This is a genomic window from Streptomyces sp. NPDC040432 (assembly GCF_055595445.1).
The window spans coordinates 166962-190190 of sequence record NZ_JBVIVP010000001.1 but is presented as its reverse complement, the minus strand read 5'-3'; the positions used below and the strand labels follow the sequence as shown (position 1 = coordinate 190190).

Sequence of the window (23229 nt, the reverse complement as noted above, 5' to 3'; positions counted from 1 at the left end):
GGGACCGCTGCGCCGTCATGGGCGTCGTCAACGTGACCCCCGACTCGTTCTCCGACGGGGGCCGCTGGTTCGACGCGGCCGCCGCCATCAAGCGCGGTGTGGGACTGGCGGCCGACGGCGCCGACCTGGTCGACGTGGGCGGCGAATCGACCCGACCCGGGGCGTCCCGCGTCGAGGAGCAGGAGGAGCTGCGCCGGGTCGTTCCGGTCGTCCGGGGGCTGACCGCCGAGGGAGTCATGGTGTCCGTCGACACCATGCGCGCCACCGTCGCGCGGCGGGCGGTGGAGGCGGGCGCCGTCCTGGTCAACGACGTCAGCGGGGGCCTCGGGGACCCCGACATGGTTCCGGCCGTGGCAGCCTGCGGCGTCCCCTTCGTCCTGATGCACTGGCGCGGCCACAGCCACGACATGAACAGCCGTGCCGTCTACGGGGACGTGGTGGCCGAGGTCGTCTCGGAACTCCGTGACCGCGTCGACGCCGCGGTCGCCGCGGGCATCGCACCGGAGCGGCTCGTGGTCGACCCGGGCCTCGGCTTCGCCAAGGAAGCACGGCACGACCTCGGCCTGGTGGCCGGGCTAGCCGACCTGCGCGCCATCGGTCGACCGGTACTGGTCGCCGGTTCCCGCAAGCGTTTCCTCGGGCACGTGCTGGCGGACGCGGACGGGACCCCACCGCCGGCCCACCGCCGGGACGCGGCAACGGCCGCCCTGTCGGCCATCGCAGCACATCAGGGTGCCTGGGCCGTCCGCGTCCATGACGTACGGGCCACGGCGGACGCGGTGAGGGTCGCCCGCGCGATCACCCCGCCGGCCTGACGGTCCGGCCGTGATCCCCGGTGCCGGGCGGGGAGTACGGGGGCCACCGCGCGGATGCCCGGCGGGGCCCCCGGGGGCGCGGGAATTGTGGCTGACAGATCATCCGGGAGGTGCTTATGATGCCGGTGATGAACACCTTCCCCTCCCGCGGATTGGGGGAATCGTCCACGCAAGGTGAGTGCTGATGGCACTTCACTTCGCGGAACCGATTCCCGCCCGCCTGTTGATGTGGCAACGCGTACGCGACTACGCCGTGCCACCGTCCATGATCGAGAAGGCCACCGCCCGCCGGCTGGCCGGTGACTGGGCCGGCGCCTGCGCCGTCGCCCGTATCGACGTCGACCTCGATCTGCGCGCCGTGCGCGACCGCCACGGCACCGACCTCGCCACCCGCCTCCGGGCCGATCTGCGCCGACTGGCGCCGGAACTGCTGCGCTGGAACATGCCGCGGATCGCCCCCGACGGGCGGCTCCGGCCCGGTCTGACCCTCTCGCTCGTCCGCTACCGATCCCAGGACCCCGCGGCGCCACAGCTCGTCGTGCGGACACCGCCCGCCTGGGCGGACGCGGGCCAGCGGATGTCGCTGGCCCTCTGGGAGGATGCGCGGGACGGCGCACCCGGGCACCATCCGCACCCCCACCCGGACCGCCGCTTCCGTCTCGACCTGCACCGCCACCTCTGGGACGCCACGCGCAGTGGCGAGCTGGCGCGGAGGTGCGGCGCGGACGCGCCGCACCGGACCGCCGACCACGATCCCGAGTGGCCCCCGGACCACTGGGCGCACGAGGCGGAACTGCTCCTGCGGGCCGAGGGCCGTGATCGCGGGGCCCTCACCGTGCGGCTCGGTGTGCGCGGCCATGCCGTGCTCGAACTCATCGCCCCCGACGACAGCCACGCCCCCGCCCTCCGGCCGGTACGGGAGATCCCGCCGCCGCACCGGACGGCGGCGCTCCCTTTGCTTCCGGAGGCCGCCGCCCGGGAGCATCCGGACCTGGAGCTGCTGCGCGCCGGCCTGCTCACGCCCGAACGGCTGCACCCGCTGGTCGCGGCAGCGCTGTCCGTGCCCGGAGCGGCCGGATCCGCCTCCGGTTCGGTGGCGGTGTCCGGCCGCGGTTGGCCGGCGGACGATCCGACCCCCGGGCCCACGGATCCGCACCGGGTCGACTGCCTGGGGGAGGTCCACCGCATCGCGCTGCGCGACGGGACGCTGGCTGCGGTCGACCACGATCCGGCCCAACTGGCGCGCGAAGCACTCCTCATGGCGCTCGGAGGGCCCGGCCTGCCGTGTTTGAGGGCGATCGAGGCGGTGCACCGCAGCCCCGAGGCACTGCCCGCCGTCCGTGACCGGCTCGGCCACGGCGACGTGATCGGGGCCCTGGCCGTCGTCGAGGGGTTGCTCGGCCCCGGCGCCGTCCTGCGGGACGGGCCCCTGCGGGAAGCGTTGGAGGATGCCGTTGCGGGCCGCCTCGACCACGGCTGCTTCCGCTCGGGGCTGGTCCCGGCGCATCCCGCCGCGGCTGCGACGGGCGACCCGGGCCACCGGCCACGGCTCGACCGTCATGCGCCGCGGGAGTGGCACCGCAAGCGGGCCGGCCGCTCCCGACCCCGGACCGGCCTGTAACGCCGAACGACCACGGTGCGGGGTCCGCGGTGCGGGGGTTCGGGGTGCGGGGTTCGGGGTGCGTGCGTCCGCAGGGCACGCCTCCGAGGATCCGGCCAGCCGCACGGTCTCGCCCGACCGCCCGACCGCCCGACCGCCCGACCGCCCGACCGACCGTCCTGACCGCCTCCGGCCGTGCCGACCGGCCGCCTCCGGCCCTGCCAGCCGCCCGCCCTGACCGCCCTGACCGTCTCCCTACCGGGTCGCGCCGGCGATGGTCCGGTCGGGCCGGTGTTGACGCCGGCAGACCGGACCCGACCCCGAACCGCCGCGCGTACCGCGCGTACCGCTCGTACGGCTCCCGCGCCGTCCTGCGCCGCTGAAGAACACGACGTCCCGGACGGCCATCCGTCCCGAACACACCCAGGTGATGCCCATGACCTCAAGCACCGTCCTCCCCGCGCCCGTGCCCATGCCCTTCCAGGACGACAGCACGCAGCTCTTCCTCGCCGAGGACCTCCTGACCCTCCTACGGACGACCACCACCGAACCGCGCCCCGACGAGCAACTGGAGGCGCTCGCCCTGGCCGTGGCCGCCGACCTGCCCGTACTGCTCTGGGGTGAGCCCGGTATCGGGAAGACGGCTGCGCTGACCCAGCTCGCCGCCTCCCTCGGTCTGCCGCTGACGACCGTGATCGCCAGCGTCCACGAGCCCACGGACTTCTCCGGGCTGCCCATCGTGGGCGACGACCCGGCGGCGAACGGCGTTCCCATGGCACCACCGCAGTGGGCCGTGGAGCTGGTGCGCGCCGGTCGTGGGTTGCTCTTCTTCGACGAACTGTCCACCGCCACCCCCGCCGTCCAGGCGGCGCTCCTCCGGGTCGTCCTGGAGCGGAGGGTCGGCACGCTGCAACTGCCGCCCGGCATAAGGATCGTGGCCGCCGCCAATCCGCGAGCGTCGGCCGCGGACGGATGGGAACTCAGCCCGCCCCTCGCGAACCGGTTCGTGCATCTGTACTGGGTGCACGACCGGGACGTGGTGGTGCGCGGACTCGGCGGGGTCTGGCCGCGCGCGGAGCTGCCCCGGCTCGACCCGGCCGGATTGCCGGAGGCGGTGGCGTTCGCCCGCCGCGCGGTCTGCGGCTTCCTGACCGCCCGGCCGACCCTGATCCACCGGCTGCCGACCACCGAGACGAAGCGCGGTGGCGCCTGGCCTTCGCCGCGAAGCTGGGACGCCGCGATGACGCTGCTCGCCTTCGGCACGGCGGCCTCGGTCTCCCGGGACGTACTGGCGACCCTGGTGCGAGGTGCCGTCGGGGACGGACCCGGCCTCGAACTGCTCGCCCACATCGACCGGATGGAGCTGCCCGACCCGGACTCGTTGCTCGCCGACCCGGCCGCAGCCGAGCTCCCCGAGCGCGGAGACCTTCGCCAGGCCGCGCTGGAAGCGGTCGTCGCCGCCGTGGGGGCGCGCCCGGAGCGGGAGCGCTGGGAGGCGGCCTGGGCGGTTCTGGTCAGGGCGCTGGAGACCGGCGCTCCCGACCTGCTGGTCGGCCCGGCGAAGGCGCTGGCCGCGCTGCGTCGCGACGGCTGGGAGGTCCCGGAGACGGTGGAACGCCTCGCCGCGGTGATCGGCCTCGCCCGGCGGGCGGAGAACTCGGTGGCCCGTGTCGCGGCGGCCGACAACGCCAGGAGCGCGGCGGGCGGACGGCGATGAGCGGGTCGGTGAAGCAGCCGAAGCCGCGGCCCCTGCCGCGCCCCATGTCCCCGCCCCCGCCGCCGCGGCCGGTGCGAGCGGTGGATCGCGGGCAGCCGCCGGGCCCCGTCATTCCGCTGGACATGGACAAGTTGCTGGCGGCGCGGCTGTACGCGGTCTCCGTCCGGCCGTACCTCGCGGGGGCGCTCTTCGCGCTGCACGTGGTGGAGGACCGTTCGGTGCCGACCATGGCGGTGGACGCCCACTGGCGCTGCTACGTCTCCCCGTCCTTCGTGGCGCGCACTCCGTTGGAGGAGTTGGCGGGCGTCTGGGTGCACGAGGTTTCCCACCTGCTGCGGGACCACCACGAACGCGGCGCTCGGTACGCCCGGGAGCACGGGGAACAGGGGCCGGGGCAGCGGCTGCGGCAGAACGTCGCCGCCGACTTCGAGATCAACGACGACATCTACGGCGAGGGCCTGCCGAAGCCGGCCGGGGCGGTGCTCCCGGCGATGCTGGAGCTGCCGGCCGGGCTGCTCATGGAGGAGTACCTGCGCCGCTTCTCGGTGGCGGGCCGCACACCAGGGGTGGCCTGGGTGGACTGCGGCAGCGGCGCCGACGGGCACCCGAGACCCTGGGAGCTGGGGCCCGAGGGGTCGCACGGGCTGAGCCGGCAACAGCGCGACGCGGTGCGCTTCCGGGTGGCCGAGGCGATCACCGGTCGGCCCGGCGACGCGCCGGAAGGGTGGCGGCGTTGGGCGGACGAGGCGTTCCACCCTCCGCAACCCTGGCGGCAGTTGCTCGGAGCGGCGCTCCGCGCGGCCGTGGGCGCGCCGGGGCCGGGCGAGGACCACAGTTACCGGCGCCCGTCCCGCCGCTCAGCCGGCGTCCCCGGCGTCGTGCTGCCGAGCCTGCGCCGGATGCCGCCCCGGGTCTGCGTCGTGATCGACACCTCCGGGTCGGTCAGCGATGCCGAGCTGGGGGGCGCGCTGTTGGAGGTGGCGGCGATCTCGCGGGCGGTGGGCGGGCGGCGCGACCTGGTCTCGGTGATCTCCTGCGACGCGGCGGCGGGCGTCGCCGTACCGCTGTGCCGGGCCGAGAACATGGAGTTGATCGGCGGCGGCGGTACCGACCTGCGGTCCGGCTTCGCCCGTGCGCTCCGCTCCCGTCCCCGCCCGGACGTGATCGTCGCCCTGACGGACGGGCAGACGCCCTGGCCCTCCTCACAGCCGTCCTGCCGCACGGTCGTCGGCCTCTTCCCCCGTGCAGCCCGCAGCGTGGACGAGGACGATCCGGACTACGTCCCCGACGCTCCGCCCGAGTGGGCCCGGGTCGTCCACATCGGCTGAGCGGGGCCGCCGGCCCGGGTGCCCCGCTCGTGGGTCGCAACCGCCGCCACCGTCCACGTGCCGCACGCTCCGCCCGCTACCGAGCACCACTACTCGGTGATACCGTGTACTGGTACTCGGTGGCACGCAGTACTGAAGGGGGGGAGTGCGATGGACGACCTGACGGAGATGCTGAAGGGCACGCTCGAAGGGTGCGTGCTCGAAATCATCGCCGGCGAGGAAACCTACGGGTACGCCATCACCCGGCGACTCAACGAACTCGGCTTCGCCGACGTCGTCGAGGGGACGGTGTACACCATCCTGCTGCGGTTGGAGCGGAACGGGCTCGTCCAGGTGACGAAACGCCCGTCCGGTGTCGGCCCGCCGCGCAAGTTCTACGCGCTCAACGAGGCCGGACGCGGAGAACTCGCGACGTTCTGGACGAAATGGCAGTACCTCTCATCACGCATCGACAGGCTCAAGGAGGGCGGGGGATGAGCTTCTGGGAGAGCATCACCGGCAGTGATCTGACCAGGGAGTGGAAGGCGTTCGAAGCCCGGGCCGAGGCGCTGCCCGACGACCACCGGGCGGCCTGGGACCAGATCAAGGCCCACCTCCACCCCCACGCGGACTTCACCGGCCGCAACCTGATGCCGATCCTTGACGCGGCCCTCGGGCTCCTCGAAGAAACCGCGGCGGACGGGCAGGGCGTCGACGAGGTGCTCGGCGACGACATCCGGGGCTTCTGCACGGCCCTGGCCGGTGGGGAAGGCGCTCGCACCCATCGCGACCGGTGGCGCGAACAGTTGAACAGGAACGTCGCGAGGAAACTGAGCCGGCTGGGAGGCTGACGTGAGCATCCGGGACATCATCGACGGCAAGAAGCAGTGGCGGGCGCACGCGGCCCGGGTCAAGGCGCTCCCTCCGGACTACCGGATCGTCCACAAGGAGATGCTGCGGTACCTCTTCAAGGTCGGCCCGATCGACCTGACCGACGGCCCCCTGCTCCCCGGGATCGTCGACTTCTTCGAGGAGGGCGTCGCCGCGGGCAAGGGGGTCGTGCAACTCATCGGTACCGACGTCGCCGCCTTCTGCGACGGCATGATCCAGGACTCCCCGACCTACGCGGACATCCACCTGGCCTCCCTCCTCGGGGAACCGGGAACGGCCACGACGTAGCACCGGCCGTACCGTGCGGGCGGCCCCGCCCGCACGGTGCGGGGCGCGCCGGATCCGGGGCGATCGGGCTACCGTCGATGCCATGACTGCTGATTCCCTGCGCTCCGTCACCATCGAGCGGACCGGTCCGGGCTCGTACACCGCGACCAACTCCCGTGGCGACACCGTCACTTTCGCCACCGGGTCCGGCGGCGGCTTCACCCCCGTCGAGCTCTTCCTCGCCGCGATCGGCGGCTGCTCCGCGGCCGACGTGGACGTGGCCACCACCCGACACGCCGAACCCGCCGAATTCTCCGTCGCCGTTCAGGGGCACAAGGCCGAGGACGCGGGTGGCAACCACATGACGGACCTGGAAGTCGCCTTCACCGTGCGGTTCCCCGCGGGTGAGGGCGGCGACCGGGCCCGGGCGATCCTGCCGCGCGCCGTGAAGACCTCCCACGACAAGCTCTGCACGGTCAGCCGCACCGTGGAAGCCGGAACCCCCGTCCACGTGACGGTCGTCGAAACCACCTGACCACCTGACCGCCTGACCGCCTGACCGCCCGAGCGACACCCATCGGGGTCCGCCGCGGGGGTCGGCCCTGATGGAACCGGGGCATGACCTACAGGTTCACGGCCCGCGCGGTCGCCGAGCCGTCCGAGGAGGACGTCGCGCTCGGGCTCGACACGTACCGCGTGACGACGGAGGACGGGGGCACGGCCCTCGGCTGCGTCCGCGAGGTGGCCCTGACGGGCAACCTGCTCACGGTGTCGCTGGATCCCGATCGTCCGGACGCACTGGAGTTGGAGGACGCGGAGATCGAGGGCGTGCTCGACGTGCCGACCGAGGCCGTGGACGAGCTGTGCCGGACGCTCGTGAGAGTACTGGCTCACGGGCGGGGGGAAGCCCGGCCGCTGCTCACCGGATTTCCGGTGGATCCGTGACGAGGGGTAGTGGGGCGGAGCCCCCGGGGGCCCGCCGTCACGGATCCACCCGTCCTATGCGGTCGCGCGGTCCCCGTCGCTCGGGGCGGGCGCGGGGTACGGACGCAGGACCATGAGCGCGTCCTCAGAGGTCGCCACCATGGCGAAGGGGAACCGGTCGAGCTCCAGGCAGAGCGCGACGTCATCGGGATGCGCACCTTGACGCACGCCCTGCGTCAGCTCCGCGGCGGCGCGTGACGCCTCGGCACGGCGGAGGAACCCGGCCGCGTCGGTCGGGATCCCGTTCGCCCTCCCGGCGATGTACTCGGCGCACGCCAGGTCCTCGTCGGCCCGCCCGTCCTCGCCGGTGACCACGAAGGTGACGCCGTCACACCCGCGCGTCCGCAGGAGGCCGGCCGTCGCCTCCGCCACCACGAAACCGGCGCACAGCACCAGCGACGCCTCCTTGACGGCCAGGGCCCCGACCGTACCGGCCGTGGTCTTCTGCACGACGGTGCGTCCGGTGAGGTCCATGGACCGCAGCAGGCCGGGCGAGTTGACGGCGTCGAACCCGGGCGCGTGCGCGCCGTCCTTGAGCGCCACCCAATCCGGGTGGCGGACCTTGAGGGCCAGGGCCTCCTCCGGTGATTCGGCGAGGACGATCTTCTCCGCGCCCTGGGCGAAGGCCCAGGCGGCCACCGTGTAGGCGCGCATGACGTCGACCACGACCGCCACGGAGGGGGTTTCGACCAGATCCGGGATACCAAGGAAACGAGCGTCCATCCCCTCATGATCACGCATGTGCGGCCCATGGGGGACACGTTGGTGGTGCGCCTCACACCCGAAGGCCCGCGACGCCGGTGCACGCGGCGCGCCCCGACACCTCGGGCCCCCTGATCGGGGGCGGGCGGAGGTGCCGGGGCGTACGGGGGGTGCCCGGGGCGGCGGAACGCCCGTGGTGATGGCGTGTCAGGCGTGTTCCGCGACCGGGGTGCGGAGCATCGTCGCGCAGCGGTGGAGTTCCGCGGCGAGGGCGTCGCAGCGCCGCAGCAGGGCCTCGTCCGGTACGGGGGCGGCGCCCCGCGATCCGGGGACGAAGTCGGCCGGACACGACGCGATCTGGGTGGGTGCCACCCAGCCCCCGAGTGCCCGGGCCACCGTACGCAGGTGCTCGCACACCACGCTGCCGGTCCGCGGGCCCGCGCCGTGGGCCAGGACCCCGACCGCCGTCTCGGCCAGCCAGTCACCCGGCACCTCGTCCAGCGCGAGTTTGAGCAGGCCCGAGTAGCTGGCGTGGTGGACGGGGCTGGCCAGGACGACGGCGTCGTAGCTCCGCGGCGCGTCCCGCAGGCGCGGACCCGAGGCCTGCGCCAGTTCGAGCGACGTCACGGTGGTACCCCTGGCGCGCAGGGCGTCGCCCACCAGCGCGGCCAGGGCGGTGGTGCCGGAGCCCACCCGGGGGCTTCCGCTGATCAGCAGGGCGTGCACGGTCGGTGGTCCTCTCCTCGGGCGGGCGGCGGCAGGGGCGCCGGTGGCCGTCCCCCGTCCCTCATGCGGCGTCGATCAACGTCCACGGCACGGTGCGGCCGAGGGCCTGACGGGGCTTGCTCCGAGCCCAGTGCAGCACCGACGCCGCCATCACCCCGCCCGGGTCGGCGACCTTGCGGGTGGGTTCGAAGGGCTCGCTCATGCTGGTGTAGCTCTGGAACATCGCCAGCAGTTTGACGGCCTCCTGCTGGACGGGCGAGAGCCACTGCGCGGCCAACGGCAGGAAGAAACGGTTCCAGCTGTCGGTGGACACGGTCGGCGGCTGCGCGATCGGGTCGACGCCGTGCTCCGCCCGGAAGGCGTTGAGCGTGTCAACGGTGATCCGGACCAGGTCGGACAGGCGCATGCTGTCCCGCCCCGCCGAGATCACCTCGGTGCGCGGCGACCCGGGCGGGGTGCCCAGGGCGGCACCCGCGATCGCCTCGGCGACCTCGTCGACCGGTGCGATCTCGGCGTAGCCGTCCGGGTCGCCGACGACGACGGCCGCCAGACCGGAGACGAGCGCCGGGAAGAGGCTGTACGGGCCGGAGAACCGGCCGATGGCACCGTCACCGCGACGGCCCAGGACCAACGGCGGGCGGACGATCGTCGCCGGTCCCCGGTGCTCACCGGCCACGATCTCCTCGCAGGCGGCCTTCGACCACTCGTAGCCGTTGCGGTACCCCTCGAACTCCTCCCCCCTGAGGTCCTCGGGCGCGCGCACGCCGCCGACGTACGCGGTGGAGACGTGGACGACGTGGGTGTCCGGGCCGGAGAGCGCGAGGACCGCCCGCAGGGTCCGTATGTTGGCGTCGGTCGCCTCCTGGCGGGTCATGGTCCACCGGGTCGACGCCGCGGTGTGCACGATGACGTCCCAGGGCCCGTCGGTGAGCCGGTCCGGGGCGGGTGCGGCGCCGATGTCCCAGGGGACGGGCGCGGTCAGGGGATCGGCGCCGGCCGCCGCACGGCGGGCGGTACGGACGATGCCGGGGCCGGCACGGCCGGCGGTTTCCGCGGCGAGGCGCTCGGCGACTTCGGTGCCGACGACGCCCGAGGCGCCGGTGACGAGGATGCGCATGGCAAGGCTCCTGGGGTTCAGGTGGCGGGCAGCAGGACCAGGCAGACGTTCTGTCCGCCGAAGCCGAAGGAGTTGGAGAGCACCGGGGCGCCGTCCACCTCGCGCGGAGCTCCGGCGACCACGTCGATCCGGTCGGCCTCCGACGCGGTGGTGAGGTTCGCGACGGGTGGCACGATCCGTCGTTCGGCGCAGACCAGGGCGATCGCGGCCTCCAGCGCCCCCGAGCCCCCGATGAGGTGCCCGGTGACGCCCTTGACGGCGGTCACCGGCGGTGCCTGGCCGTTGAAGCACCGGTGGATCGCGGCGGCCTCGGCCCTGTCGTTGGCCTGGGTGGACGTGCCGTGCGCGCTGATCTGACCGATGTCCGACGGCAGCAGTCCGGCGTCCGCGACGGCCTGCGCCATGCACGCCGCCGCGACCGCGCCGTCCGCGTGCGGGGCCACGATGTGATGGGCGTCGGCGTTGGTGGCGTAGCCGGCGATCTCGCCGAGGATGGTCGCTCCGCGCCGCAACGCCGCGTCGCGCCGCTCCAGTACGAGGACGGCCGCGCCCTCGCCCATGACGAAGCCGTCGCGCTCGGAGTCGAACGGTCGGCTCGCGTTCCCCGGGTCCTCGTTGCGCGTCGACAGGGCCTGCATCCGTGAGAAGCCGCTCAGCATGAAGGTGGTCACCGCCGAGTCGAAGCCGCCGGCGACGGCCACGTCGAGCTCCCCGTACTGGATCCGTCGGGCGGCCTCCCCGATCGCCGTGGCACCACTGGCGCAGGCGGTGGAGTAGGTGACGCAGGAGCCCTGGAAGCCGAAGCGCATCGCCACGCGGGCGGCAGCCGAGTTGGCCATCGTCCGGGGAACGGAGTGCACCGGCATCGCGGTGGGCTTCGCGTCGTTGTCCCGTACCAGCCCCTCCATGGTGGGGAGCCCACCGATGCCGGTCCCGAGGTGGACCCCGACCCTCGACGGCGGCAGGTCGGGCAGGGCGGCCTGCCGCACGGCGTCGGCCGCCGCGCACAGGGCCAGCTCCGTCGGCCGGTCGATCTGGCGGCGCTCACGGTGGGTGATGTAGGAGGCGATGTCGAAATCGGGAACCCGGCAGGCGATGTGCACGGGCGAGCCGGACGCGATCAGGTCCGGGTGCACCGCGGCGGTGGGGCGCGCGGCGAGGACGGTGTCCATGACCTCGTCCAGCGTCAGACCGGCCGGGGACTTCACGCCGATCCCGGTGACGACCACGCGCGGACGTTCGGCGGGCCCGCCGGGACCGTCCGCGGCGTGCTGCCGGGTCATGAGCGCTCCGCCCGACGCTCCGCGAGGAGGGCGACGGCCTGGCCGACGGTCTCGGACCGCATCAGGTCCTCGGCCGCGATGCGCACGTTGAGCGCGCGTTCGAGCTGCGCTCCGATCGACATCATCTCCAGGCTGTCGATGCCGTATTCGGCCCGCAGGTCGGTGCTCTCCACGATGACGTCGGGAGTGGTTCCCAGGACGTCGGCGATGGTCTCGCGGACGAGGACGAACAGGTCGTCGGAAGGGACGACGGCGGCTTCGGTGATGGGTTCGGTGGGGTTCACCTGGTTCCTCCGGTGGGTCGGTGAGAGGTGGTGGGTCGGGGGTCGTGCCCGATGCCGGGCCGTGGGACAGGGCCGCGGGCCGGGCGTGACGACGACGGGTGTCAGGCGGGCAGGCCGGCCGGGGTGGCCGCGGCCAGTGCCGTGTCGAGGATGTCGAGCGCCTCGTCGAGTTCCGCCTCGGTGGTGACGAGCGGGGGCAGCAGCCGCACCGTGGTGGGGCAGCCCAGACAGGGCGAGACGAGCAGACCGTTGTTGGCCAGGGACACCACGGCCTCGCCCGCCGCCGCGGGGGTGGTGAAGTCGATGCCCCACAGCAGCCCCCGGCCGTGGTGGCCCGCCATCACCCGCGGGTGACGCTCCCCGAGAACGCGCAGCCCCTCGGCGAGGCGGGCCGACAACGTGACGCCGTGCCCGGCGAGTTCCTCGACCGCCTCCAGCGCCGCGGGGAGCGCGGCACAGCTCAGCGGGTGGCCGCCGAAGGTCGCCGAGTGCAGGAAGGGGTCCTGGGCGAGTGGTGCGTACAACTCCTCGCTGCACACCACCGCGGACAGCGGCACCACGCCGCCGCCGAGCGGCTTGCCCACGAGGACGGCGTCCACGGGCAGGCCGTCGGCCAGGGCGACGGAACGCTCACCGCAGCGGCGCAGCCCGCACTGGATCTCGTCCGCGATGGCGAACGCGCCGTGGGCGTGCGCGTCCTCGCACCACTGGCGCAGGACGTCGGTCCGCAGCGGTGCGGCGCCGTTCTCCCCCTGGACGGGTTCGAACACCACGGCGGCGATCGGAGCGGCCTCCACCTGCGCGCGGACGGCGTACGGGTCCTCCGGGTCGATGTGGACCACGTCGACCACGGCGCCCCGCAGCCCGGTCCGGAACAGCGGACTGTGCGTCAGGGACAGGGCGCCCAGGGTCTTGCCGTGGTATCCGCCGGTCACCGCGAGCACCCGGTCCCGCCCGGTCGCGAGCCGGGCGAGCTTCACCGAGACCTCGACGGCGTCGGCGCCGTTCAGGCCGAAGTACACCTTCGGGAGCCGGTCACCGAAATAGTGGGAGAGCAGCGCCGCCGCCCGGGCGGCCACCGGGTTGGCCAGGCTGCGCGTCGAGGTCGGCATCACCTCCAGCTGCCGGGCGACGGCCGCCACCACGCCGGGATGGCGGTGCCCGAGGAGGGCGACGGCGTACGAGCCGAAGTCGAGCGCCCGACGGCCGTCGGAGAGGGTGACGCGAGAGCCCAGGGCGCCGGCCTCCACGGCTCCCTGACCGGCGAACTTGCCGGTCAGCGCCAGTTTCGGGGACTGGTGCCGACGGAGCTGGTCGAAGACCTCGGCGGGGGCGGTGGGCAGGGTGGTCGTGGACGGGTCGGCCACGGGGGACCTCCTGGAGAGGGGCGGGGCGGGGGACGGGGGAGGCACGGACCGCATCAGCGGGCGGCGCCGCCGATGAGTCGCCGCTCAAGGGCCTGGAGCATCTGCTCGGCGTTCTCCCGCAGGGCGGTGGCGGCGACGGGGTTGAGCATGTCGGCGAGCAGCGGGATACCGATCTCGAACTCGACGGTCAACGAGACGTGGCTACCGCCGTCCTCGGACGGGCGGACGGCCCAGTGGCCCACGAAGTGCGCGAGGTCGCCGCTGACCTGGTGGAAGTCGAAGCGCCGGGCGACGTGGTCGAGCCGTTCGGCCTCCACCCACTCCAGGACGGAGCCCTTGAGGTGGACGGACCAGGCCGTCGTGCGCTCGTCCGGGCCGTTGCTGTCGACGATGGTGACGGACTGGACGCTGTCCATGCAGGAGGAGTAGCTCTCGACGTCGATGACGGCGTTCCAACTGTCCTCGGGACGCGCGGCGATGGGGATCTCTACCTGGACGAGGGGCATGGCGGGTCTCTCTTTCCGGTGGTGGGGGAGCCCCGTGGGGGCTCGTCGACGACGCGCGGGTGGTGCCGCGGAGTCGGGGTGGTGCCGGCGCGGCGGACCGGCGCCGGATGCGGTGGCGGTCCGTCAGGACTTGGGCGCCAGGGCCTGCTCGCGGGCCGCCTCCAGGGCGGGCGGCAGCAGGAGCCGCAGGACGGTGCGGGGCAGCCGTCCGGTGTGGTTGAGCGCGTACGACTGCTCGACCAGCTCACAGCCGAACTCGCGCTTCGGCTCGTACGCGGTCTGCGCGAAGCGGATGTGGCGGCAACCCCGGGCGAGGGCCAGCTCGATCGCCGCGTAGTGCAGGTTGTGGTAGAGCCGCGCCCGGTGAGCCAGCCCGTAGTCCAGGCCGATGCGGGCGCCGACCGCACCGCGGCCGCGGAACAGGCAGTGCAGGTATCCCACCAGACGGTCGCCCTCGAAGCAGGCGACGAGCCGCTGCTCGGTGCCCCCGCCCTCGTTCCCGCCCGCGCTGCCGGCGGCCAGGGCGTGGACGAAATCCTCGTCGAGGACGTCGAGGGTCTGGTCGGCGCGATCCATGACCTGCCGGTACAGGCCCATCATCGCGGGGACGAGGTGCTCGAAGTCGTCGAGGACCTCCATCCGCAGATCCGTCTGCTGCTGGAACTTCCGGATCTTGTTCCGGGCGTTGCGCCTCGGCTTGGCCGGCAGCGAGGCCAGGAACCCGTCGAAGTCCGCGTGGTACAAGGAGAGTTCGGTGTCCGGCAGGGAGGCGACGGTGAAGAAGCCCGCCGCGTCCAGACCCGGGCGCAACGCATCGAGGTCGTGCGGGGCGAAGTCCTTGAACACCACCGTACCCAGCCGGTGTTCGCGGGCGTGGTCCATGACCTCCCGCACCAGCAGCCGGGCCGCCGCGGCGGGCAGGGGGCCCCGACCCATGACGTGGCCCTGCCCGAGGAAGTTGCCGCAGAACAGCATCGGCACGCGCAGGAGTCCGGGGAAGGCCCGGGCCACCGGAGCCATCAGGCGGCGTTCGCGCGGCCCCACGACCTGGTCGAGCCGCAGTCCGCGCACGGCGCTGAGGGGCAGTGCCGCGAACGGCAGGCCGTCCTGGCGCACCAGCAGGTAGGCGTACGCGTCCGGGCCGATCCGCGCACCCTGCATGGCGGTGAACACGTCCTGCCCCCACATGGGGTCGTCCGCCGGGGCCAACTCGTCCCACAGCTCGCGGGGCACGTCCTCGGCACGGTGCAACCGCTCGATCGCGTAAACCGGCTCGCGCCGCTCCCCGGCGGCTCCGGCGGGAGCCGTCGGCGGCGCCGAGGGGCCGGGCCCGGAGGGGCCCGACGCGGCGGTCCCGCGGTCAGCCGACACGGAGCGGCTCGCCGTCCAGCACCGCGCACAGCGGCTCGGCCATCCGCGCCCGGGACGGCGGGTGGAAGTTCAGGCCCGCGGCCGCCGACGCCAGATAGGTTCCCTCGTCGGATCCGATGAACGACATGCCACCCAGTGCCTCCAGGGCGGTCGCCGTGGTGCGGGCGATGGCGTCCTGGGCGGCGTAGCGCGCCGTGAGCGCGGAGACCAACAGGGCCTCGCCCCACTCCGGGGATTCCCCCATCGTCCGGGCCACCGCCTCCACCGCGAGCATCGCCGCGTCGACCTCGGTCACGAGCGCCGCGCGGACCGGGGCGGGTGCGCGCCCGTGCCGCAGGACACGCTCCACCAGGGCGCTCGCCGTCCCCAAATAGCCTGCTGACATCAGAAGTTCGAACCAGAGGAACCCGGCCACGTTGAGCGGGTCCAGCACCGAATCGGCGGTGACCTCGGTGAGGACGACCATCTGCGGATCGAGCGCGACGTCCTCCAGGACGACCTCGTCGCTCTCCGCACCGGCGAGCACGCCGCTGCGCCAGAAGGGACGGACGGACACGCCGGGGGTGTCGGCGGGGACGATCGCGACCCCGAGCCGCTCGGTACCGTCCTCGTCCGTCATCACCACCGAGGCCGTCAGCAGATCCATCGAATGGGCCAGGCTGCACGGCTTCTTGCTGCCGTTCAGCACGATCTCGTTGCCGCGGCGTTCGGCCCTGATGGCGGGCCGCAGGATGGACTGCCCGGTCCGACCCTCCGAGAATCCGGAGGCCAGCAGCATCTTCTTCCCGACGATTGCCTCCAGCAGCATCCATTCGAAGCCGGCGCCGTTCTTCGCGGCCTCCACCAGGCTCGCGACGGAGAAGTGGTGCATCGTGGTCGCGACCGCGAGCGAGGGGCAGCGCGCACCGACAGCGCGTTGCAGCCGTACGGCCTGCAGGGGGTCCGCCCCGATCCCGGTGTTCTGGGCCGGCACGAGCAGGCCCGCGCCGCCCGCCTCGCGGAACGCGGCGACGGCCGGGCTGCCCGGCCGCTCCAGGTCGGCGAGCGGATGACGTGCCAGCTCGGCGTCCAGGCCGGGGAGCAGTGCTTCCAGCACCGCGCGTTCGGTGTCCAGGAATCCCATGGGTTCAGTCCTTCGCCGTCGTCGTCGCGCCGACCGAGGCCCGCGTACGGGTCGTCCCGGCTCCGGCCGTGGTCGTCAGGGGCAGGTTCTCGTACATGCGCAGGCTGAAGGACTCGCGCCGTACCGGCGTCCCCGCCAGAGCCAGGTCGGGGAACCGGGCGAACAGCCGCTGGAGGGCGATGGATCCCTCCAGCCGGGCCAGGGCGGCGCCCATGCAGTAGTGCGGGCCGGCACTGAAGCTCAACACCCTGCTCCCGGTCCGGCGCACGTCGAACCGGTGCGGGTCGGGGAACTGGGCCGGATCGCGGTTGGCTGCGGCGAGCACGGTCGTGACGTTGGCGCCGACCGGCACCGTCACCCCGCGGATCACCGTCTCCTCGGAGGCGATCCGCTCGGTCATCTGGACGGGCGTGTCCCAACGGAGCGCCTCGTCGACCGCCTGCCCGGCGAGCGCGGGGTCGTCGCGCAGCGCCGCCAGCTGCTCGGGGTGCGTGAGCAGTGCGTGGGTGGCGATCCCCAACATGGCGGCGGTCGTCTCGAAACCGGCGACGAACGTGAGGATCAGGGTGTCGACCACCTCCTTCCGGCTGAGCCGCTCCTGGCCCGCCCCGGTCTCCAACAGCACGGTGGCGAGGTCCTCGCGCGGCTCCGCCGCACGCTTCAGCAGCAAGTCCGCGAAATAGGAGCGCAGTTCGGTCACCGCGGCATCGGCGCGCGCCCAGTCGTCCTCGGTGCGCACCGGTTCCAGCAGCCGGCTGGCGTCGCCCCCCAGCCGCTGGAACCGCAGACGGTCCTCGGCCGGCACGCCGATCAGCTCACCGACGACCGCGACGGGCAGCGGATACCCCACCAACTCCTGGAAGTTGGCCGCGGACCCGTCCGCCGTGGCCGCGGCGAGGTCGTCGAGGAGGGAGTCGGTGAGCTGCTCGACCGCCTTGCTCAGCGCGGCGACCCGGCGCGGCGTGAACCCGGCACCGATCAGCCGGCGCAGCCGCGTGTGGTCGGGCTGGTTGGCGCGCAGCATCGAGGCGTAGAAGAAGTCGGCGGCCGGGTGCTCGCGCCAGTCCGGCAGGTTGTCCTCGCACCACGTCAGGTCGGGAGTGCGGAAGGAGGTGTCCGTCAACACCCCCTGGCAGTCGGCGTAGGTCGTCAGGAAGTAGGTGTCGAGGTCCTTGTCGTAGTAGACCGGAAAGTTCTCGCGGAGCGCCTCCAGCGCCAGGAACGGGTTGTCCCGGCCTTCCGGTGTGAACAGGGAGAAGAGCAGAGCCTGCGGGTCCAAGGGGGGAGTCCTCAGCAGATCGACGATGCGGCCCCGGGTGACCGCGGTGTGCCCGGGCCGCCCCCCGGCAGGGATCTCCGAAGGGGGAGGACATCCGTGCGGGGGGCGGTGACAAGAGCCTGTCACCGCCCTGCTCGTGCGACGTCAACAGCGCATCAACCGGACGTCAACGCCCCCCGACACACGCCCCCGACACACACCCCTCGCCACCCGCCACCCTTCGTCCGGCATCCGGTCGCGTCACCCGCCGCCGAGGCGCGCCTCGACGTCCGCCGCCTCCGGCATGCCCAGCTCCCGGAAGAGTTGCAGCGCCTGCCTGCGGTAGTACGTCGCCTGGCCGACCCGACCCAACGCATCAACGGCGTCCGCGAGTTGGACGAGGGCCCGCCCGAGGAGGTACGTGTCGCCGTGCAGGGTGGCCACGTCCCGGGCCTCCGTGGCGTGGGCCACCGCCTCCTCGTACCGGCCCAGCAGGTTGAACGCCTCCGCGAGCCCGCCCAACACCAACGCCTCCCGGAAGGTCGAGCCCGTGGCACGCCACAGCCTCAGGCTGGTGCGCATGCAGGCCAGGGCCTCGTGCCGCTCCCCCGTGTACAGCAGGACCTGCCCGAGCGAACGCAACGCGTTGGCCTCACCGGGGCCGTCACCGCAGGACCGTGCCTGGGCGACGGCGGCGCGCCCCGACCGCACGGCCTCCTCGGCCCGCCCGGTCGCCAGTTGTGCCAGGCACAGGAAACCGAGGGTGACGGACTCGCAGGCCGGGCTGTACGGCTCCCGGCTGAGGGGCAGTGCCTCCGTGAGGTGCCGCACGGCGGCGGGGAAGTCCCGCTGGGCGAGGGCGCAGCCGCCCAGGGCGTTCAACGCGTGGGCGAGCAGCGGCCACCGCTCCTCACGGCGGAAGACGTCGGCCGCGGTGCGCAGATGGGGCAGCGCACGACCCATCGAGAACCTGATGGCGAAGGAACCGCCCAACATGAAGTGCGCGATCCCACCGGCCACCGCGTCGTCCGACCGCTCCGCCGCCGCCCGAACGGCGCGCGCGGCCCGCTCCAGGTTCCCGGTACCGCTGCTGTCGCGTCCCAGCGGGTCGGTGGCCAGCAACAGGTGCGCGCAGACGTCCGCGGGGACCTCGGCGAAGCCGGCGGCCTGTTCGACGAGCGCGAGCAGGTGCAGCCGCTCGTCGAACAGCCAGCCGGTGGCCGCCGCGGGGGAGGGGAACCGGCGGCGGTCGCGGGCCGCCCCATCGCCGGGACCGACCGACGCCACCCGCCCCGGTGCGTCCGTCCGGGTGGCCGGCGCGACGTCGGCGGGGAACGGGTCGCCCGCCGTCGCGGCCCGATAGGCCTCCCTGCCCATGTCGGTGCAGGTGACCAACAGCCGCCGCATCGCCGCCCCGCGGTCGGCCGCGGACAACTCCTCGGCCCCGGACGTCCGGGCGAACAGCCGCAACAGGTCGTGGTAGCGGTACCGGCCGGGCGCAGGCGACTGGAGCAGACTGGCGTCGACGAGCCCCTCGCACAGCGCCTCCGCCTCCGCCCGGGGTCGATCGAGCAGGGCCGCGGCGCTCAGCCCGCCCAGCTCCGGCAGGTCGGGCAGCGCCAACAGCCGGAACGCGCGCAGCCGCTCCGGGCCGAGCCGCGCCGTACCGAGCCGGAAGGTGGCCTCCACCGCGCCGTCGCCGCCGGCCTCCGCCGGTCGCCGCCGCTCGTCCGCGAGCCGCCGAGCGGTCACCGCGACCGACAGCGCCGGGCAGCCGACCATGCGGGCGGCGATGACACGGATGGCGAGCGGCAGCCGCCCGCAATCGGCGACCAGGGCCCGGGCGGCCTCCTCCTCCCGCCGTACGCGCCCCTCCCCGACCAGCCGCACCAGCAGGTCCACCGCGACCCCGTCCGCCAGTTCGTCCAGGTGCACCAGCGTCGATCCGCCGAGGTTGCCCAACCCGGTGAGCCACGTCCTGCTGGTCACCAGGAGGCCGCAGCCGGGCGCCGTCGGCAGCAGGTCGCGTATCTGGCGCAGGTCGTGGGCGTTGTCGAGGACGAGGAGCACGCGCCGGTCGGCGAGCAGTGATCGGTGGAGCGCGACCCGCTCGGCGGTGTCCGCCGGGAGCTGCGCCGGCGTCACCCCGAGGGCGCGCAGGAGGTCCCCGAGGACCTCGTGGGGATCGGCCGGCCGGGCGTCCATGCCGCAGAGGTCGACGAAGAACACCCCGTCGGGGAAGCGCGCGGCCACCTCGTGCGCCACACGGACGGCCAGGGCGGTCTTGCCGACGCCGCCCATCCCGCTGATCGCGCCCAACGCCGTCACCGAGCCGCCTTCGAGGACCTGCCGCAGCCGCACGATCTCCGCGTCACGGCCGACGAGGTGCGCCGTGTCGGGCGGCAGGCCCAGCGTCGGCGCCCTCACGGCCGTGGGACCGGACGCGGTGGCGGCGGACGGGCCCGCGGCGGAAGGCGCGGACCGGACCGTTGCCCGACCGGGCCCCGCCGGTGACGCGTCGGAGCCCGGTCGGGGCGGACGCTCGGCGCTCCCGGGGCCGCCCGCCGGCCCCGGAGCGACGTCCTCGGCGGCGCCCGGGCCGGCGAGGATGCGTCGGCGAATCCGGTCGAGTCCGGCCCCCGCCTCCGACCCGTCCGCGCCGCGCAGGGCCGCCTGGGCGCGCGCGTGGACGTCCAGGGCCTCGGTCTGACGACCCGTCTCGTACAGCGCCGTCATCAGGAGTTCCTGGAGCCGTACGCGCCGCGGATGGGTCTGCGCCGGCCCGCGCAGCTCCTCCACGGCCCGGGCGTGGCCGCCGAGCGACAGCACCACCTCCCACCTGTCCTCCAGTACCGTGAGGCGCCGCTCGCGCAGCGCGGCCCGCTGGGCGGCCGCGAACGGACCGGGCACCCCGGCCAGGGGCTCCTCCCCGTCCCACAGCCCGAGGGCGGAGTCGTACAGGGCGAGCGCGTCACCGGTCCGCCCCGCGAGCACCGCCCGGGCGGCGCTGCCCGCGCGACGGTCGAAGACGGTCAGGTCCAAGGCGTCCGGCAGCAGGTGCAGGGCGTAGCCGTTCGGACGGGAGACCAGGACGCGCGCCGGGGTGCGCGGCGCCCGTCCGGGTTCGACCAGGCGGCGCAGCGCGGCGACGTGGCCGCGCAGGGCCGCGGGCGCCCCGCCGGGGGCGGCGTCGCCCCAGACGGCGTCGATGAGGGCCTGGGTACTGCCCCGCCGGCCGTGGCGCAGCAACAGCGTGGTGAGCAGGGCGGCCGCCAGCGGGGGTCGTACGTCCGACTCGACCTCGCCGCCGCACACGCGCAGCGGGCCGAGCACGCGGAAGGAGAGGCCCGGCGGCGGGTCGCCGGCGCGGAGCGGGGCGGGTACGGGTCGGGGCGTGGTGTGCACGGGGAGGTTCTCCAACTGGTTCTGCGGAAGGGGCCGCGACGCGATCGCCGCCGGGCCGCATGAGCCCCGGACCGCGGCCGGGATGGGCCGTGCGGCGCGGCATGAAGCGGGACGGAGGGGGTGCGCGTGGGTGCGGGGACACGGGGGACGAGAGGACATGGGGACACGGGGGCTACGGGCCGGTGGCAGGGGGTGCCGTGGGGTGCGGGCCGGGCCGGGCGCGGACCGGTTGGACCGCCCCGGCGGGGCCCGCCCGCGGCCCCTACGGGCCCGGGGCGGTGCGGGCGCGGTGGGGGCACGGAGCCCCCCGCCCCGGAGTCAGGAGGCCAGGCCCTCCCGCAGACCGGGGGAGGGCCGGAACGACCGGCCGCCGAGGCGGGTGTCGGCCCCGTCGGCGGCGAAGAGCATCGCCACCGGCCGGTCCCCGTCGGCGCGGGGCGCCGCCCCGTCCCGGTGGACGGCCACGGCGAAATCGCGCAGCAGGCCGTGGACGTGGTAGCGGCCGGGATGCGCGGACTCCAGCCAACTGCGGTCCACCAGTTCCTCGCACAGCGCGCGGGCGCGGTCCGCCGGGACTCCGAGGGCCGGAGCCGCCGCGGTGGGCCCGAACCGTCCGTCCGGCTCCCTCAGCAGTGCCACCCGCGCGAAGACCGACCGCAGGGGAGCGGGCAGCCGTCCGTACTCCCGCCGGAACGCCTCCCGCACGGAGAGGTCCGCGATCCCGAGTACGGTCAACCGGTGGCGACCGCGCAGGGCGCCCACCACCGAGGCGACGGCCCACGCCGGCCGGGTGGCGAGCCGCATCGCCACGATCCGCAGCGCCAACGGCAGCCCTCCGCAGAGTTCGACCAACTCGGAGCAGGCCTGCGGTTCCGACGCCACGCGGTCCGCACCGATCGCCGTCTCCAGCCACATCAGGGCCTCGGCGCGGGAGAGTGCGCCCAGGTGGGTGTGGTGGGCTCCGGCGAGACCGGAAGGCCGTGCGGTGCTGGTGATGAGTACGGAGCAGCCCGGCCCGCCGGGCACCAGGGCGTCGACCGCCGCCGGGTCCTCGACGTTGTCGAGGACCACCAGGACCCGACGCTCGGCCAGATCCGACCGGTAGAGCGCGACCCGGTCGGCCTGCTGCACGGGCACCGGCCGGTCGGTGCCCCCGAGCGCGCGCAGAAAGGACTCCAGTACGCCTTCCGGCCGCACCGGAGTTCCGTCCGGGGCGCGCAGATCGGCGTGGAGCTGACCGTCGGGAAAGTGGTCGCGCACCCGGTGGGCGGCGTGCACGGCGAATGCGCTCTTGCCCACGCCGGTCGAACCCGACACGACGACGAGCGGCGCCGGGCGGGCGGCGCCCCGTGCCGGAAGGCCGGCGCGCACCCCTGTCAGCGCGCCCGTCACCTGCCCGAGCGCTTCGTCCCGACCGGTGAAGTCGGCAAGGTCGCGGGGGAGTTGGGCCGGGCGTCGGAAGTCGTCGGGTGTCGGCCGCAGGGCGGCCCGTGCGTCGGTTCCGGGAGCGGCGCCGGTGTGGGGTGCCTCCCACGGCCCCGCGTACGGTGACACCCCGGCCCGCACCTCACCCGTCACGACGCCCGGGCCCGCCCCGCCCGTTCCCTCCGTGCCGCTGGTACTCCGCGTACCGCAGGTGATGCCCTCGGCCAGCGCGGCCATCTCGCGCCCCGGGTCGATCCCGAACTCCGCGGCCAGGAGCCGCCTGGTCCGCTCGTGGACGGCCAGCGCCTCCGCGTCCTGGCCGCTCAGCAGGTACGCCCGCATCAACAGGGCGCCCAGCCGCTCACGCAAGGGATGAAGCTCCGTCAACTCCCTCAGCTCGGTCAACACCCGCACGTGGTCGCCGAGTTCCACGTCCAGGGTCAGACGCGTCTCCAGTGCGGCGAGCCGCTGCCCGGCCAACCGGTTCCGCTCGGACTCCACGCCCGGGCCGCCCAGCTCCGTCAGCGGCTCGTCACCCCACAGGGCGAGCGCGCCGCGCAACAGCACCCGTGCCTCCTCGGGCCGACGGCCCGCACGGGCGAGGTCGGCGGCGGCCACGTCCCGCCGGAACAGTCCGAGGTCCACCGCCTCCGGCGGCACCCGCAGGGCGTAGGCGCCGTGTTCGGACACCAACACCCGCGGCCCGTCCCCCGCGACGGGGCCCGGCGCCTCGATCTCCTTGCGCAGCCGTGAGACGTACGTGCGCAGCGACCCCACGGCGCGGGCCGGCGGCCGGTCGCCCCAGATGTCGGCCACCAGGGTGTCGACGGGCGCCGGACGGCCCTCCCGCAACAGCAGCAGGGCCAGCAGGGTCCGCTGCTGGCGCGAACCCAACTCCAGTTCCCGCGAACCGCGCCACGCGCGCAGGCGTCCGAGCAGGCTGAACCGCAGGGTTATCGCGTCGGTGTCCATGTCGTGCCCCATGCCCTCGTACTGTCCGGCCCGGCCTCGCCGGGCTGCTCCTGTGCCCCGCCGGGAAGGAGTGCGAAGTGCTCCGGGAGGTCAACCCCGCGAACACCCC

The 23229-nt window shown here is 74.3% G+C and carries 21 protein-coding genes; 9 read left to right on the top strand and 12 right to left on the bottom strand.

Going from position 1 to position 23229, the window contains the following annotated elements; all coding sequences use genetic code 11:
* The first annotated feature begins 17 nt into the window (after positions 1 to 17).
* The 9 genes from folP to ACZ58N_RS00890 all read left to right on the top strand — a co-directional run bounded on the left by folP (position 18) and on the right by ACZ58N_RS00890 (position 7542).
* Complete coding sequence (folP, locus tag ACZ58N_RS00930) at positions 18 to 815, top strand: dihydropteroate synthase (protein WP_471155173.1); 798 nt, start codon at positions 18 to 20, stop codon at positions 813 to 815.
* A gap of 184 nt (positions 816 to 999) precedes the next feature.
* Positions 1000 to 2436, top strand: coding sequence for a hypothetical protein (locus tag ACZ58N_RS00925; RefSeq protein ID WP_471153975.1), 1437 nt, complete (start codon positions 1000 to 1002; stop codon positions 2434 to 2436).
* Positions 2437 to 2851: 415 nt separating this feature from the next.
* Positions 2852 to 4132, top strand: coding sequence for an AAA family ATPase (locus ACZ58N_RS00920; protein ID WP_471153973.1), 1281 nt, complete (start codon positions 2852 to 2854; stop codon positions 4130 to 4132).
* A gap of 122 nt (positions 4133 to 4254) precedes the next feature.
* Positions 4255 to 5460: a vWA domain-containing protein gene (locus ACZ58N_RS00915; protein ID WP_471153970.1), complete on the top strand. Its 1206-nt coding sequence runs from the start codon at positions 4255 to 4257 to the stop codon at positions 5458 to 5460.
* 150 nt (positions 5461 to 5610) lie between these two features.
* Positions 5611 to 5937: a PadR family transcriptional regulator gene (locus ACZ58N_RS00910; RefSeq protein ID WP_471153968.1), complete on the top strand. Its 327-nt coding sequence runs from the start codon at positions 5611 to 5613 to the stop codon at positions 5935 to 5937.
* Positions 5934 to 6290: a DUF1048 domain-containing protein gene (locus ACZ58N_RS00905; protein WP_471153965.1), complete on the top strand. Its 357-nt coding sequence runs from the start codon at positions 5934 to 5936 to the stop codon at positions 6288 to 6290. Before ACZ58N_RS00910 ends, ACZ58N_RS00905 begins: the two co-directional genes overlap by 4 nt.
* Before the next feature lies 1 nt (position 6291).
* Positions 6292 to 6618, top strand: coding sequence for a DUF1048 domain-containing protein (locus tag ACZ58N_RS00900; protein WP_471153963.1), 327 nt, complete (start codon positions 6292 to 6294; stop codon positions 6616 to 6618).
* Between the two features lie 82 nt (positions 6619 to 6700).
* Positions 6701 to 7132 (top strand): OsmC family protein, encoded by a 432-nt coding sequence (locus tag ACZ58N_RS00895; RefSeq protein ID WP_471153962.1) that lies wholly within the window; start codon positions 6701 to 6703, stop codon positions 7130 to 7132.
* Positions 7133 to 7215: 83 nt separating this feature from the next.
* Positions 7216 to 7542 (top strand): Imm10 family immunity protein, encoded by a 327-nt coding sequence (locus tag ACZ58N_RS00890; RefSeq protein ID WP_471153959.1) that lies wholly within the window; start codon positions 7216 to 7218, stop codon positions 7540 to 7542.
* A gap of 54 nt (positions 7543 to 7596) precedes the next feature.
* Here ACZ58N_RS00890 and ACZ58N_RS00885 read toward each other — a convergent pair whose 3' ends face one another.
* The 12 genes from ACZ58N_RS00885 to ACZ58N_RS00830 form a co-directional block, all read right to left on the bottom strand.
* Positions 7597 to 8304 (bottom strand): 2-phosphosulfolactate phosphatase, encoded by a 708-nt coding sequence (locus ACZ58N_RS00885; protein WP_471153958.1) that lies wholly within the window; start codon positions 8302 to 8304, stop codon positions 7597 to 7599.
* A 186-nt stretch (positions 8305 to 8490) separates the two neighbouring features.
* Positions 8491 to 9009: an NADPH-dependent FMN reductase gene (locus ACZ58N_RS00880; RefSeq protein ID WP_471153956.1), complete on the bottom strand. Its 519-nt coding sequence runs from the start codon at positions 9007 to 9009 to the stop codon at positions 8491 to 8493.
* Between the two features lie 61 nt (positions 9010 to 9070).
* Positions 9071 to 10126 carry an SDR family oxidoreductase gene (locus ACZ58N_RS00875; protein WP_471153954.1) on the bottom strand — a complete coding sequence of 352 codons (1056 nt, stop codon included), beginning with the start codon at positions 10124 to 10126 and terminating at the stop codon, positions 9071 to 9073.
* Between the two features lie 17 nt (positions 10127 to 10143).
* Entirely contained in the window at positions 10144 to 11409 is a 1266-nt protein-coding gene (locus tag ACZ58N_RS00870; RefSeq protein WP_471153952.1) for a beta-ketoacyl-[acyl-carrier-protein] synthase family protein, read from the bottom strand.
* Positions 11406 to 11693 (bottom strand): acyl carrier protein, encoded by a 288-nt coding sequence (locus ACZ58N_RS00865; RefSeq protein WP_471153950.1) that lies wholly within the window; start codon positions 11691 to 11693, stop codon positions 11406 to 11408. The genes ACZ58N_RS00870 and ACZ58N_RS00865 overlap by 4 nt, the downstream gene beginning before the upstream one ends.
* A 101-nt stretch (positions 11694 to 11794) precedes the next feature.
* A complete protein-coding gene (locus ACZ58N_RS00860) occupies positions 11795 to 13060 on the bottom strand; it encodes a class-III pyridoxal-phosphate-dependent aminotransferase (protein WP_471153947.1) in 1266 nt (421 codons plus the stop codon).
* A gap of 53 nt (positions 13061 to 13113) precedes the next feature.
* Entirely contained in the window at positions 13114 to 13566 is a 453-nt protein-coding gene (locus tag ACZ58N_RS00855) for a type II toxin-antitoxin system RatA family toxin (RefSeq protein ID WP_471153946.1), read from the bottom strand.
* A 123-nt stretch (positions 13567 to 13689) separates the two neighbouring features.
* Positions 13690 to 14937: a GNAT family N-acetyltransferase gene (locus ACZ58N_RS00850; protein ID WP_471153944.1), complete on the bottom strand. Its 1248-nt coding sequence runs from the start codon at positions 14935 to 14937 to the stop codon at positions 13690 to 13692.
* Positions 14927 to 16060: an acyl-CoA dehydrogenase family protein gene (locus ACZ58N_RS00845; RefSeq protein WP_471153941.1), complete on the bottom strand. Its 1134-nt coding sequence runs from the start codon at positions 16058 to 16060 to the stop codon at positions 14927 to 14929. Before ACZ58N_RS00845 ends, ACZ58N_RS00850 begins: the two co-directional genes overlap by 11 nt.
* A gap of 4 nt (positions 16061 to 16064) precedes the next feature.
* Positions 16065 to 17339 carry a cytochrome P450 gene (locus ACZ58N_RS00840; protein WP_471153939.1) on the bottom strand — a complete coding sequence of 425 codons (1275 nt, stop codon included), beginning with the start codon at positions 17337 to 17339 and terminating at the stop codon, positions 16065 to 16067.
* A gap of 240 nt (positions 17340 to 17579) precedes the next feature.
* Positions 17580 to 20723 (bottom strand): AfsR/SARP family transcriptional regulator, encoded by a 3144-nt coding sequence (locus ACZ58N_RS00835; RefSeq protein WP_471153936.1) that lies wholly within the window; start codon positions 20721 to 20723, stop codon positions 17580 to 17582.
* A 318-nt stretch (positions 20724 to 21041) separates the two neighbouring features.
* A complete protein-coding gene (locus ACZ58N_RS00830) occupies positions 21042 to 23132 on the bottom strand; it encodes an AfsR/SARP family transcriptional regulator (protein WP_471153934.1) in 2091 nt (696 codons plus the stop codon).
* Positions 23133 to 23229: the final 97 nt, after the last annotated feature.

Excerpts from the sequence above, each read along its gene's own strand:
- ACZ58N_RS00845 (WP_471153941.1), bottom strand. The coding sequence starts at position 16,060 with ATGGGATTCCTGGACACCGAACGCGCGGTGCTGGAAGCACTGCTCCCC.
- ACZ58N_RS00910 (WP_471153968.1), top strand. The coding sequence starts at position 5,611 with ATGGACGACCTGACGGAGATGCTGAAGGGCACGCTCGAAGGGTGCGTG.
- ACZ58N_RS00885 (WP_471153958.1), bottom strand. The coding sequence starts at position 8,304 with ATGGACGCTCGTTTCCTTGGTATCCCGGATCTGGTCGAAACCCCCTCC.
- ACZ58N_RS00905 (WP_471153965.1), top strand. The coding sequence starts at position 5,934 with ATGAGCTTCTGGGAGAGCATCACCGGCAGTGATCTGACCAGGGAGTGG.
- ACZ58N_RS00875 (WP_471153954.1), bottom strand. The coding sequence starts at position 10,126 with ATGCGCATCCTCGTCACCGGCGCCTCGGGCGTCGTCGGCACCGAAGTC.
- ACZ58N_RS00870 (WP_471153952.1), bottom strand. The coding sequence starts at position 11,409 with ATGACCCGGCAGCACGCCGCGGACGGTCCCGGCGGGCCCGCCGAACGT.
- folP (WP_471155173.1), top strand. The coding sequence starts at position 18 with ATGGGCGTCGTCAACGTGACCCCCGACTCGTTCTCCGACGGGGGCCGC.
- ACZ58N_RS00920 (WP_471153973.1), top strand. The coding sequence starts at position 2,852 with ATGACCTCAAGCACCGTCCTCCCCGCGCCCGTGCCCATGCCCTTCCAG.
- ACZ58N_RS00855 (WP_471153946.1), bottom strand. The coding sequence starts at position 13,566 with ATGCCCCTCGTCCAGGTAGAGATCCCCATCGCCGCGCGTCCCGAGGAC.
- ACZ58N_RS00830 (WP_471153934.1), bottom strand. The coding sequence starts at position 23,132 with ATGGGGCACGACATGGACACCGACGCGATAACCCTGCGGTTCAGCCTG.
- ACZ58N_RS00925 (WP_471153975.1), top strand. The coding sequence starts at position 1,000 with ATGGCACTTCACTTCGCGGAACCGATTCCCGCCCGCCTGTTGATGTGG.
- ACZ58N_RS00895 (WP_471153962.1), top strand. The coding sequence starts at position 6,701 with ATGACTGCTGATTCCCTGCGCTCCGTCACCATCGAGCGGACCGGTCCG.
- ACZ58N_RS00890 (WP_471153959.1), top strand. The coding sequence starts at position 7,216 with ATGACCTACAGGTTCACGGCCCGCGCGGTCGCCGAGCCGTCCGAGGAG.
- ACZ58N_RS00915 (WP_471153970.1), top strand. The coding sequence starts at position 4,255 with ATGGACAAGTTGCTGGCGGCGCGGCTGTACGCGGTCTCCGTCCGGCCG.